11 protein-coding genes are annotated in these 12,431 nt (G+C 65.3%); 8 read left to right on the top strand and 3 right to left on the bottom strand.

The genetic code is table 11. The features are described from left to right. On the bottom strand, nucleotides 1-627 hold a 627-nt coding region (locus EAO80_RS03010), incomplete at its 3' end, for an MTAP family purine nucleoside phosphorylase (RefSeq protein WP_122088462.1). A gap of 81 nt (nucleotides 628-708) precedes the next feature. On the opposite strand from EAO80_RS03010, the gene EAO80_RS03005 reads away from it, so the two are divergent. Both EAO80_RS03005 and EAO80_RS03000 read left to right on the top strand, forming a co-directional pair. Beyond that, the gene (locus EAO80_RS03005) at nucleotides 709-1,146 is read left to right on the top strand and encodes a nucleoside deaminase (protein WP_122088461.1); all 438 of its coding nucleotides are present in this window, start codon (nucleotides 709-711) and stop codon (nucleotides 1,144-1,146) included. Nucleotides 1,147-1,254: 108 nt separating this feature from the next. Continuing rightward, the gene (locus EAO80_RS03000) at nucleotides 1,255-2,625 is read left to right on the top strand and encodes an MATE family efflux transporter (protein ID WP_162993843.1); all 1,371 of its coding nucleotides are present in this window, start codon (nucleotides 1,255-1,257) and stop codon (nucleotides 2,623-2,625) included. A 1-nt stretch (nucleotide 2,626) separates the two neighbouring features. Here EAO80_RS03000 and EAO80_RS02995 read toward each other — a convergent pair whose 3' ends face one another. Further along, nucleotides 2,627-3,322, bottom strand: coding sequence for a phosphoribosyltransferase (locus EAO80_RS02995; RefSeq protein ID WP_122088459.1), 696 nt, complete (start codon nucleotides 3,320-3,322; stop codon nucleotides 2,627-2,629). Nucleotides 3,323-3,431: 109 nt separating this feature from the next. On the opposite strand from EAO80_RS02995, the gene EAO80_RS02990 reads away from it, so the two are divergent. From EAO80_RS02990 to metG, 6 genes are all read left to right on the top strand, one after another. Further along, the gene (locus tag EAO80_RS02990; RefSeq protein WP_122088458.1) at nucleotides 3,432-4,439 is read left to right on the top strand and encodes a DUF7544 domain-containing protein; all 1,008 of its coding nucleotides are present in this window, start codon (nucleotides 3,432-3,434) and stop codon (nucleotides 4,437-4,439) included. A 23-nt stretch (nucleotides 4,440-4,462) separates the two neighbouring features. Next, nucleotides 4,463-5,365 (top strand): PhzF family phenazine biosynthesis protein, encoded by a 903-nt coding sequence (locus EAO80_RS02985; protein ID WP_122088457.1) that lies wholly within the window; start codon nucleotides 4,463-4,465, stop codon nucleotides 5,363-5,365. Nucleotides 5,366-5,460: 95 nt separating this feature from the next. After that, complete coding sequence (gene ppsA / locus EAO80_RS02980) at nucleotides 5,461-7,779, top strand: phosphoenolpyruvate synthase (RefSeq protein WP_122088456.1); 2,319 nt, start codon at nucleotides 5,461-5,463, stop codon at nucleotides 7,777-7,779. A gap of 49 nt (nucleotides 7,780-7,828) precedes the next feature. Beyond that, on the top strand, nucleotides 7,829-8,902 hold the full coding sequence (gene mfnA / locus EAO80_RS02975) for a tyrosine decarboxylase MfnA (RefSeq protein ID WP_122088455.1): 1,074 nt from the start codon (nucleotides 7,829-7,831) through the stop codon (nucleotides 8,900-8,902). Nucleotides 8,903-8,927: 25 nt separating this feature from the next. Continuing rightward, nucleotides 8,928-9,314, top strand: coding sequence for a universal stress protein (locus tag EAO80_RS02970; RefSeq protein WP_122088454.1), 387 nt, complete (start codon nucleotides 8,928-8,930; stop codon nucleotides 9,312-9,314). 78 nt (nucleotides 9,315-9,392) lie between these two features. Beyond that, nucleotides 9,393-11,477: a methionine--tRNA ligase gene (gene metG / locus EAO80_RS02965; RefSeq protein ID WP_122088453.1), complete on the top strand. Its 2,085-nt coding sequence runs from the start codon at nucleotides 9,393-9,395 to the stop codon at nucleotides 11,475-11,477. A 194-nt stretch (nucleotides 11,478-11,671) separates the two neighbouring features. Here the strand turns inward: metG and EAO80_RS02960 are convergent, their stop codons facing one another. After that, nucleotides 11,672-12,388, bottom strand: coding sequence for an alpha/beta fold hydrolase (locus EAO80_RS02960; protein ID WP_122088452.1), 717 nt, complete (start codon nucleotides 12,386-12,388; stop codon nucleotides 11,672-11,674). Nucleotides 12,389-12,431: the final 43 nt, after the last annotated feature.

Genomic DNA, 12,431 nt, shown 5'->3' with positions numbered 1-12,431 from the left:
GTAGTCGGTGACGCCCGCGACGGTGGCGTAGGCGATCTCGGCTTCACGGGCGAGTTTCGCCTCCGGGATCGCGGTCATACCGACTAGATCCCAGCCTTGGGATCGATAGAACTCGCTTTCGGCCTTCGTCGAGTACTGGGGCCCCTCGATACAGACGTAGGTGCCGCCCTTCGAGACCTCGGCGCCGGTCGCCTTCGTCGCGGCTCCGGTCAGGTGGTCGACGAGTTCGGGGCTGTAGGGGGAGGTAAAGGACTGGTGGACGACGATCCCATCCCCATAAAAGGTCATCTCACGGTGGCGCGTGCGGTCGACGATCTGATCGGGGATCACGAGCGTCCCCGGTTCGAGGTCCTCCTTCAGCGATCCGACGGCGTTCGAGGCGAAGATGTGGGTCACACCCACGGTTTTGAGTGCGTAGACGTTCGCCCGGTAGGGCAGGTTCGTCGGCGAGCGCCCGTGGTCCGAACCGTGCCGGGGAAGGAAGGCGACTTCTGTACCCGTCTCTCCGAACTCGCCGATCGTCACGGGCGCGCTGGGGTCGCCATAGGGCGTTTCGACGTGTTCCTCCCGGGTGTTCTCGAGTGGCAGGGCCTCGTAAATACCGCTGCCGCCGATGAAGCCGATCATACCCCGTTTTCTCGCGAGCGGCTACAAAACCGTGCTGGATCCGACCGGAACGACCACCTGCCGTCGGACCGACCCTCCCGTATGTCCGAAGAACGCTTCATGCGCCGGGCGATCGAACTGGCCCGCGAGGCGACGGAACGCGGCGATAACCCGTTCGGTTCGGTGCTCGTCCACGACGGCGAGGTCGTGATGGAGGGCTCGAATCGGGTCGTCACCGAGGACGACGTACGCCGGCATCCCGAGTTGAACCTCGCGCGCCTCGCCGTGCGCGATCTCGAACCGGAAATCCGCGATGAGACGACGATGTACACCAGCGCCGAGCCGTGTCCGATGTGCGCCGGCGGGATGCGGTACGCGGGGTTCGATCGGGTGGTCTACGCGACCTCGGGTGCAGAAATCGCGGAGTTCACCGGTCACGAGCCGGGCGTTCGCGCGAGCGAGATCCTCGACGGCGTCACCGAGGTCGAGGGCCCGGTCTGTCACGAGGAGGCCCTCGCGCTCCACGACTCGTTCTGGTAACCGTCTGAGAGACGGTCCACAAGACAGATATAGTCCCGACGGTTTCGGTTCGAAGTAGTGTCCACGGCTCACGAACGCTCGCTCACCGAGGGCGGGTTGGTCCGCCCGATGGTCCGCCTCGCGTGGCCGATGGTCGTCATTCAACTGCTGCAGGTCGCGTACAACGTCGCCGACACGGCGTTTCTGGGCGCGGTCTCGGCCGACGCCGTCGGCGCGCTGAGCCTCGCCTTTCCCCTCATCTTCTTTCTGATCTCCGTCGGCGGGGGTTTTACCGCTGCCGGGGCGATCCTCGTCGCCCAGTATACGGGTGCCGAAAGCGACCGGAGCGCCGACGTGATCGCGGGCCAAACCCTCGCGTTCGTCACGCTGCTTGCCTGTGTCCTCGCCGTTCTCGGCCATTTCTCGACGGACTGGCTGCTCTCGTTGTTTCCCGCGGGTGCAGGGACCGAAGAACGGATCGTTCCCCTGGCCGCCGACTACATGCGGATCTACTTCCTCGGCCTGCCCTTCCTCTTCGGCTTCTTCATCTTCGTCTCGATCATGCGCGGCTACGGCAACACCCGCACGCCGATGCGCGTGATGGTCGTCAGCGTCGCGGTCAACGTCGCCCTCGATCCCCTGCTGATCTTCGGGATCGGCCCAGTCCCTCGCATGGGAATCGAGGGTGCGGCGATCGCCACCATCGCGGCACGGGCGGTCGCCACGGGACTGGGACTGTACGTCCTCTTCTACACCGATGCCGGTCCGGACATCCTGCCCGCTGATCTCGTTCCCCGGTTCGAGCACATCCGCGATATCGTCGGGTTGGGGATTCCGAGCGCGATCGAGCAGTCCTCCTCGTCGCTCGCGTTCGTCGTGCTGACGGCGCTAGTCGTCGCCTTCCCGCCGGAGATCGTTGCTGCCTATGGATTGGGAAACCGGCTGATCTCGCTCGTGTTCCTGCCCGCGATGGGACTCTCCCAGGCGCTCGATACGGTCGTCGGACAGAACCTCGGCGCCGACCGACCCGACCGGGCCGCACGAGCTTCGAAACTGGCGATGGGACTGGTTTCGATCGTGATGATCGTCCTCACGCTGATCGCGTACCTGTTTCCCGAACCCATCGTCGGGGTCTTCCTCACCGCCGATACCCCCGGCGCGGCGACGACGGTCGCCTACGGCGTCGAGTACCTGCAGATCGCGGCGTTCATGTTCGTCTTCCTCGGCGTGCTGCAGGTCATCCTCGGGACGTTCCGGGGCGCGGGCAACACGAAGACCGCGATGGTGTTCTCGCTGATCACGCTCTGGGCCGTGCGCGTTCCGCTGACGTACTATCTGGTGATCGTCGCCGGCTGGGCCGAGACGGGGATCTGGATCGCGGTCGTGATGGGCGACGTGGTCGGCTGTCTCGCGGCGCTGGCGTGGTGGGGACGTGGGACCTGGAAGGACCGGTACGTCGAGGTCGAAAAGGGGTCGACGACCGCGTCCGCCGAGGACTGACTCAGTCCGAGAGTCGCCACTCGTTCTTGCCGGCGCGCTCGATGACCTCGCGCCGTTCCATCTCGACGAGCACCTCGTTGAGCCGGTTTGGCTGGGCGATCTCCATCTCCATGCGTTCGACGTCGTGGAACTCCGCGAGGTAGTGACGGACGTCTTCGCCGCTGAGCGTCTCCTCGTCGGCACGTTCCATGACCCCCGAGATCAGATCGATCATGTCCTCGATGAAGTTCCACGGGTAGACGACCCAGGTCCACTCCTCGAGGCGCTCGCCGACGAAATCCGGTTCGAACTCGCTGGTCTGCAACAGTTGAAGCGTCGCGGTGTGGACCTCGTTCGCGTCGCGATCGGTGACGTACTCCTGGGCGCGTTCGATCGACCCGCCCGTGTCGGCGATGTCGTCGATGATCAGAACGTCCTTGTCCTGGACCGATCCCTCGGGCATCGGATACCGGATCTGGGGCTCGCCGCTCTTTTGAGCCGTCCCGACGTAGTGTTCCATCTTCAGGCTCGTCAGGTCGTCGAGTCCCAAGAAATCACAGATACAGCGCCCCGCAAACCAGCCCCCGCGCGCCAGCGCGACGATCACGTCCGGCTCGAACTCCGAACGCTTGACCTCGGTGCTCACCGCCCGGCAGAGTCCGTAGATGTACTCCCAGTTGGTAACCGTGCAGTTGAACTCCTCGGGGAGGTCGGACATGCTATGGTGGTGTCCAGACACGCTCCCGATTTAAGTCGTCTGACTTCTCGCGGGCGGTCGTGAACCCGCTTGCCGCCGGGTTTTTACTCGAGTCCGACGAACGGCCGGTATGGCGCTGTACGCGATCGATAACCTGGACGACGCGTGGGCAGCGACTCGCGAGTTCCTGACGCCGCTGTCGGTAACGCGACTGCTCGTCCTCGCGGTGATCGTCTTCTTCGTCGGCGGGACGGGATCGAACTTCGGGGGCGGCGGTGGCGGCGGAACGCCGTCCGATCCCACCGGAGGCGAGGCGAACCTCGACGCGCTCTGGTCGTTCGTCGTCGAGAACGCGATCGCGATCGGGCTGATCGGCGGCGTGTTGCTCCTGCTGGTCCTCGGGTTCACCTTCGTCGGCGCGCTCATGGAGTTCGTCTTCGTCCAGTCGCTTCGCACCGACGTGGTCCGCTTCTGGGGCTATTCGAGGAGCTACCTCGGCGAGGGACTGCGCCTGCTCGGCTTCAGACTCGTCCTCTCGATCCTCGGTTTTCTGCCCGCAGCCGTCTTTCTGGGCTTCGGACTGTCCGCGTTCGGCGCCGGGCCGCTGCCCGAGGTCGGCGGCACGATACTGGTCGTCCTCGGTATCCTCGCCGGCCTTTCCGTCCTCGCGATGGCGCTGGTCGATTCCTTGACGACGGCGTTCATCGTCCCGGTCATGCTCGTCCGGGAAACGGGCGTTCTCGACGGTTGGCGGGCGTTCTGGCCGGCACTCACGGGCCACTGGAAGCAGTATCTCGCCTACGTGGTCGCGGCGTTCGTCCTCAACATCGCGCTGGGAATCGTGTTCGTGATCGTGCTCGCGATCGTCGCGCTGGCGTTGGGGATCCCCCTCGGGATCGTCGTCGCCGGCACCGCGTTGCTCGCCGAGGCGTTCCTCGCACCCGTCGCGATCGTCTTCGGGGTCCTGTTCGTCCTCGGCATGATCATCGCCGCACTGGTCGCACAGGTACCGATACAGGTCTATCTGCGCTACTACGCCCTGTTGATCCTCGGGGACACCAATGACGAACTGGACCCGGTCCCGGAGGTCCGCCGGGCGGTCCGATCGAATCCCGAAGGGGGCCCCGAAACGATCTAATGCCGGGCCCTCGGAAGGCGGACATGGACAAACGGGTGTGGCTGATCGACGCCTTCACCGACGAGGCGCTGTCGGGTAACGCTGCGGGCGTCGTTCCCGACGCCGAGGGGTTGAGCGACGACCAGCGCCAGGCGATCGCGCGCGAACTCGCGGTCAGCGAGACGGCCTTCCTGAGCGACTCGGAGCGCGCCGACCGCCGGATCCGGTATTTCACCCCGACCACGGAGGTCGACCTCTGTGGGCACGCGACGATCGCGAGTCACGCCCACCTGTTCGAACGAGGGACGCTCGAATCGGGTGCCCACACGCTCGAAACGAACGTCGGGGTGCTCGACGTCGAGATCGAACCCGACGGGACCGTCTGGATGACCCAGGACGATCCACGGGTCGAGCGGGTCGACCTCGCCTACGAGGACGTGGCCCGAGCGGTGGGAATCGATCCCGCCGCGCTCGCCGACGTCGGGGAAGACCTCCCGCTTGCGCTCGCCTCGACGGGGTTTCCGGTCCTGGTCGTCCCGGTGAACTTCCTCGAACGCCTCGGAAACGCCGCCCCCGACGACCGGGCGGTCGCCGACCTCTGTGAATCGGTCGGTGCGATGGGGCTCTATGCCTTCACCTTCGACACCCTCACGCCCGAGGCGACGCTCCACGGCCGGACGTTCGCACCCCGTGCGGGGATCTCAGAGGACCCCGTGACCGGAACCGCAAGCGGCGCGGCCGGGGCCTATCTCCGCGAGTTCGAGGCGTTCGGCGAGAGCGGGGTCCCGGAGGAAATGGTCTTCGAGCAGGGCCATTTCGTGAATCGTCCGGGCGAGGTTCGGGTTCGGATCGACGAGACGGTCCGCGTCGGCGGGCGGGCCGTCGAGGCGCTCTCGGGGACGCTTTCGGTGCCGGATGCGGACGAGAACGGAATCGTCGAGGTGTAAGGCGCCTCGTTTACTCGAATCCGGATAGTTGGTTCCACGAACGTTTGGGTCGGTCGCAACCTTCTTTACTCGTCTCGGTGTCGATCCGACCATCAATGGCAGTACGCTGGCTCGCGGAGATCGGCGCAGATGACATCGAGATCGTCGGCGGAAAGGGCGCCTCGCTCGGCGAGTTGACGGGTGCGGGCCTGCCCGTTCCGCCCGCCTTCATCGTCACCGCCGGGACCTACCGCGAGTTCATCGAGAACGCCGGGATCGACGAGGAACTACACGAGGCCGTCGACGTCGACGTCGAGGACTCGAAGGCCCTCGCGAACGCACAGGAACGCGCGAACGAACTCGTCCTCGGGACCCCGTTTCCGGACGAACTGCGCGAGGAGATCCTCGCGGCCTACGCCGAGTTCGAGGACGACCCGTTCGTCGCCGTCCGATCGTCGGCGACCGCAGAGGACCTGCCCGACGCCTCGTTTGCCGGCCAGCAGGAGACGTTTCTGAACGTCACCGAGGAGGACCTTCTCCAACGAGTCAAGGAGTGTTGGGCGTCGCTGTTCACCCAGCGGGCGATCTACTACCGTAAACAGCAGGGCTTCGACAGCGAGGACGTCAACATCGCGGTCGTCGTTCAGCGGATGGTCGACGCCGAGAAGTCGGGCGTGATGTTCACGAGTCACCCCTCGACTGGCGACCCGCGGATCATCCTCGAGGCCGCCTGGGGACTCGGCGAGGCGGTCGTTTCGGGCTCGGTTTCGCCGGACAACTACGTCGTCGACCGCGAGAGCGGCGCGGTCGAGGAGGAGACGATCGCGACGAAGAAGATCCAGTGCGTTCGCGACGAGGCAAGCGGCGAGACGATCGAGGAGGAGGTCCCCGAAGCAAAGCGAAACGAGCGGGTGCTCGCCGACGACGAGATCGCCGAGCTGATCGGGCTGGGCGAGCGCGTCGAGGACCACTACGACGCCCCGCAGGACGTCGAGTGGGCGATCGTCTCGGGGGAGGTGTTCATGCTTCAGTCGCGCCCGATCACGACGATCGCCGGCGGCGAGGAGGAGGTCGAGGGGGCGGACTCCGGGCTGATGGAGGGGATCGCCGACGGCAACGGCGGCTCGCTGGAGTACGACGAACGCGACAGCGACGGAACCGACGGCGAGGAACTCGTCCACGGGCTGGGTTCGAGCCCCGGGCGAGCGAGCGGCGCGGCCCGGATCGTCACCAAACTGGATCAGCTCGACAAGGTCAAGGAGGGCGACGTCATCGTCACCGAGATGACCACGCCCGACATGGTGCCGGCGATGAAGCGCGCCTCGGGGATCGTCACCGACGAGGGCGGGATGACCTCCCACGCCGCGATCGTTTCTAGAGAACTCGGCGTCCCCGCCGTGGTGGGAACGAGCAACGGAACGAAAGTCATCGAGGACGGCCAGCAGATCACCATCGACGGCGAACGGGGTAGCGTCGAGGCCGGCCGGGCGAGCGACGAACCCGAACACGAACCCGTCGAATCCGTCAGACCCGAAACGCCGGTCAAGCCGATGACCGCCACCGAGGTGAAGGTCAACGTCTCGATCCCCGAGGCCGCAGAACGGGCCGCAGCGACCGGCGCGGACGGGGTCGGATTGCTGCGGATCGAGCACATGATCCTTTCGCTGGGCAAGACCCCCCAGAAGTTCGTCGCCGAGAACGGAGAACAGGCCTACGTCGACGAGATCGTGAACGGGATCAGGGGTGTGGCCGACGAGTTCTATCCCCGTCCCGTCAGGGTCCGAACCCTCGACGCCCCGACCGACGAGTTCCGCCAACTCGAGGGCGGCGGGGACGAGCCCCGCGAACACAACCCGATGTTGGGCTATCGTGGTATCCGCCGGAGCCTCGATCGGCCCGACGTCTTCGCGTACGAACTTCGGGCGTTCAAACGCCTCTACGAGATGGGCTATGACAACGTCGAGATCATGTTCCCGCTCGTGAACGACGCCGAGGACGTGCTCGCCGCGCGCCGCCTGATGGAGGAGGCGGGTATCGACTCCGAGCGCCGGTCGTGGGGCGTGATGATCGAGACGCCTGCAAGCGCGCTCTCGATCGAGGGGATGGCCGAGGCCGGCATCGACTTCGCCTCCTTCGGTACCAACGACCTCACCCAGTACACGCTGGCAGTCGACCGCAACAACGAGAACGTCGCCGACCGCTTCGACGAACTGCATCCCGCCGTGCTGGAACTGATCGAGAGCACCATCGAGAAATGTCGTGAGAAGGACGTGAACACGAGCATCTGCGGGCAGGCCGGCTCGAAACCGCGGATGGTCCAACACCTGGTCAACACGGGTGTGAGCTCGATCAGCGCGAACATCGACGCGGTGCGTGACGTCCAACACGAGGCAAAACGCGTCGAGCAGAAGCTGGTATTGGACTCGATCCGCTGATCGAAGGCCGGAACAGAACGGCTAAACGCCTCGCCCGGTCAGAGGTGGTATGCAGCGGGCAGACCGTGCGCCGGGGCCACAGTCGTTCGACCGGGTGCTCTCCTCGATGTGTACGGAGCCACATCCGGCCGCCCGGCGGGACGCCGAGCGCTTTCTCGCGACCAACCCCGGCGATCCCGCGAGCTACCCCGTCGTCACCGACCTCGAAGCGGAAGCGATCGACTATCTCGGCGCGATCGCCGGGCTCGAAGACCCCCAGGGCTACGTCGCGAGCGGCGGCACCGAGGCCAACATCCAGGCGCTCCGTGCGGCCCGAAACCTCGCGCGCGAGGACGGAACCAGTGAGGTGAACGTCGTCGCCCCCGAGAGCGCCCATTTCAGTTTTCGGAAGGCCGCCGGACTGCTCGACGTGGAGCTTCGGCTCGTTCCCACTGTTGACGGCCGGGCGGACCTCGCGGCCGTCGAGGCCGCCGTCGACGCGGAGACGGCGCTCGTGGTCGGCGTCGCGGGCACAACCGAGTACGGCCGGGTCGACCCGATCGCCGAGCTGGCGGGGATCGCCGGGTCGGTGGGCGCTCGGTTCCACGTCGACGCGGCATGGGGCGGGTTCCTGCTTCCCTTCTCGGATCACGACTGGAGTTTTTCGGACGCCGACATCGACTCGATGACGATCGACCCCCACAAGGCCGGGCGGGCGGCGATCCCCGCCGGCGGGTTTCTCGCCCGCGACCGGGAGACCCTCGACGCGCTCGCGGTCGAAACGCCGTACCTCGAATCGGCGGGTCAAGCGAGCCTGACGGGCACGCGAAGCGGCGCGGGGGTCGCGAGCACGGTCGCCGCCTGCGAGGCGCTGTGGCCCGACGGCTATCGCGAAACCTACGAGCGCGCGACGACGAACGCCGAGTGGCTGGCCGGGGAATTCAAAGCGCGCGGCGTCGCGGTCGTCGACCCCGAACTCCCGATCGTCGCGGCGGACCTCCCCGAAGAGCTCTTCGAAACGCTTCGCGACGCTGGGTGGCGGGTCTCGCGGACGGGACGGGGGGAGCTTCGGGTGGTCTGTATGCCCCACGTCACGCGGACGGTCCTCGAGCGCTTTCTCGACGATCTCGACAGTCACCGGTAAGGGCCTGGCGTCCGAAACACGAACCATGTACACCATCGTCGTCGGCGTGGACACGGACGTCGAGCGCGCGCGTACACAGGCAGAAGCGATCGTGAACCTGCCGGGCGGTGAGGAGATCAGCGCGATCCTCGTCCACGTCTTCGACAGCGAGGACGGCGACGTCGAGTCGGTCGACGCCGTCGTCGAGGCCCGAGCGATCCTCGAGGCGGCCGGAATCGAGGTCACGACCGAGGGAATCGGCGGCGACACTGGAATGGCGATCCTCGACACCGCGGCGCGCCGCGACGCCGACTGTCTCTGTGTCGCCGGGCGGAAGCGAAGCCCGACCGGCAAGGCACTGTTCGGCAGCGTCACCCAGGACGTGATCATGGGTGCCGAGCGCCCTACGTTGGTCTGTAGCACCGAGGAATAGACCCCGAACCCGAACGGTACGGATCCGTCGACGGTCGAAACCGGCGGGTTTAGGGCCCACGACGAGTCAGAGGGAACCATGAGCCACGACGACTATCCGACGGATCACCCCGCGGTGGTCACCTGCGGGCTGCCCTACGCCAACGGCGACCTGCACATCGGTCATCTGCGCACCTACGTCAGCGGGGACACCCTCGCACGCTCGCTGCGCCGCCTCGGCCAGCAAACGGCGTTCGTCAGCGGGTCGGACATGCACGGGACCCCAGTGGCGGTCAACGCCGAAAAGAAGGGTGTGACGCCCGAGGAGTTCGCGCTGGAGTACCACGAGACGTACGCGGCGACCTTCCCCGAGTTCGGCATCGAGTTCGACAACTACGGGCACACCCACGACGACACCAACACCGAACTCACCCGGGAGTTCGTCCGCGAGTGGATCGAGAACGACCACATCTACGAGAAGGAGATCCAGGTGGCGTGGGACCCCGAGGTCGACCAGCCCCTCCCCGACCGATTCGTCGAGGGGACCTGTCCCTACTGCGGGGAGAAGGCCCGCGGCGACGAGTGTGACGAGGGTTGTCAGCGTCACTTGGAGCCCGGCGAGATCGAGGACCCCGTCAGCACGATCACCGGGAACCCCGCCGAATACCGCGCCCGCGAACACGAATTTCTGCGGCTCTCCGACTTCCAGGAGTATCTCAAGGGCTTTCTCGGTCGTCTGGAGGGCACCGACAACGCGCGTAATCAGCCAAAGGAGTGGGTCGAGGGCGAGCTGCAAGACCTCTGTATCACCCGCGACATGGACTGGGGGATCGAGTACCCCGGCGAGGGCAAGGAGGACCTCGTGCTGTACGTCTGGGTCGACGCGCCCATCGAGTACGTCGCGAGCACCAAACAGTACTCCGAGCGGGTCGGCGAGGAAGTCTTCGACTGGACCGAGCCGTGGCGGGACGGCGACGGGGAGTTGATCCACGTCATCGGTCGGGACATCATCCAGCACCACACCGTCTTCTGGCCCTCGATGCTCCGCGGGGCGGGCTACAACGAGCCCCGGGCGGTGATGGCGAGCGGGTTCGTCAATCTGGATGGAAAGGCGTTCTCGACCTCCCGGAACCGGGCGATCTGGGCCGACGACTATCTGGCGGAGGGCTTCGACCCCGACCTACTCAGGTACTACCTCGTGACCACGGGCGGCTTCCAGCAGGACGTCGACTTCTCGTGGGAGCGCTTCCAAGAGCGGGTCAACGGCGAGCTGGTGGGGAACTTCGGGAACTTCGTCTACCGGTCCCTCCTGTTTGCCCACCGGAACTTCGAGGGCACGCCCGCGGCGGACGTCAGCGAGGAGGTGCTCGCGGAGATCGACGACGCGATGGAGGAGTTCCGCGACGGGCTGAACGACTACTCGCTTCGGGAGGCCAGCCAGACCGGGATCCGGCTCTCCCGGTTCGGTAACGAGTACATCCAGCGCAACGAGCCCTGGAAGCTGGTGGACGAGAATCCCGAGGAGGCAGCACAGGTCATCCGCGATTGCGTCCAGCTCGCGAAGGCCGCCGCCGTGCTGCTGGAGCCGATCCTCCCGCACGCCGCCGAACGCCTCTGGGCACAGTTGGAGGAGGGCGGCTCGGTCCACGGGGCTCGACTGAAGGACTGTCTCGACGCACCTCCTGAGAACTTCGGCGAGCCCGAGGCGCTGTTCGAAAAGGTCGAGGACGAGCGCGTCGAGGCGCTCAACGAGAAGCTCGAAGAGCGCGTCGACACCGCGAACGCGGATGCGAACGAGGAGGAGACCGTGGACGATGGCGGGGAGGACGCCCCCGAGGCGCCCACCGGGCTCGAACCGCTTTCGGAGGACCGGATCGGCTTCGAGGAGTTCCAGGACCTCGACGTCCGCGTCGGCGAGATCGAGCTCGCCGAGGGGATCGAGGGTGCCGACGACCTCGCACGTCTCGAAGTGAATATCGGCGTCGAGACCCGTCAGATCGTCGCCGGGATCAAGCGCCTGCACGACCTCGATACCCTACCGGGTACGCGGGTCGTGATCCTCGCCAATCTGGAGCCCGCGGAGCTGTTCGGCGTCGAGTCCAATGGGATGTTGCTCGCGGCGGGGGAGGACGCGGACCTGTTGACGACGCTTGGCGACAGCGAGCCGGGGACGAAGATCAGGTGATCCTGGTTTAGTCCGCGTTTTCTGGAGTTTTCTGCCATCCAGACGCTCGTTGACGACGGTCTACTAGTGGCCTATTCCAACAAAGTTACACGACGGTTTTACACACTGAATTTTCCGTTGCTCACTGAGTCGGCCAGTACAGTTCCATATGTGCCACTGGGTCCCGGATGGCTAAAGAGCGGAGCCGAATGGGTCTATACGACACTCCCCTCTCTGAAGTCCTCCAGAACCTCTGCTAGTTCTCGAGGATTGCTGAGCATGGGCATGTGACCGGACTCGATGGTACGGACTTCGTCCGCGCTCAGATTGGTACTCATGGAGTCTTGCAGCGAAGAGGACATCTCCTTGTCGTTCGTCGTTTCGACGTAAAGGGTTGGCACGTTCGGGATCGCAGCGGTGCACTCGTCCGTGAACAAACGCCGTGATTCAGGTGTGAACTGATCGATAACGCGACTCGTGTGCTCCTCCGATAATCCAGCACACAGCGAATCACGGATGGCCGAATCGGGTGGTTTCGTCCCGACCACTCGAACGATGACTCGTTGAACGAGATGCTGGTAGAACGGATAACAGGACAAGAACGAATTTCCGGGCGTCGGTATAGCAGCACAGACCCCGACGAAACCCGCTACTTTTTCGGGAAGCCTGCTGGCGGCTTCCAACCCAATAACTCCGCCGACAGAGTGGGAGACGACGATTACGGTATCAGCGGGGAACTCTTCGATCTGCCGGCATACGTGATCGACGTACTCCTGTAAGTTCAAGTCATTTCGGACGCCCGACTCTCTTCCTCGGTCGGGGAAGGACACGCAGAGATGAGCCGTGTCCTGTAGTTGGATGAGATCGTTCCATATCCAGGTATCCAGACCTGCACCATGAACGTACACAAAGCCAACCTCCGAGCTATTCATACTGAACTTGGGAGACGCAGCTGCATGAAGAGTATCGTCCCCA

This window comes from Halalkalicoccus subterraneus (assembly GCF_003697815.1).
In the GTDB taxonomy this organism is placed as follows: Archaea; Halobacteriota; Halobacteria; order Halobacteriales; family Halalkalicoccaceae; genus Halalkalicoccus; species Halalkalicoccus subterraneus.
This window is presented reverse-complemented; position numbering and strand designations above follow the sequence as displayed.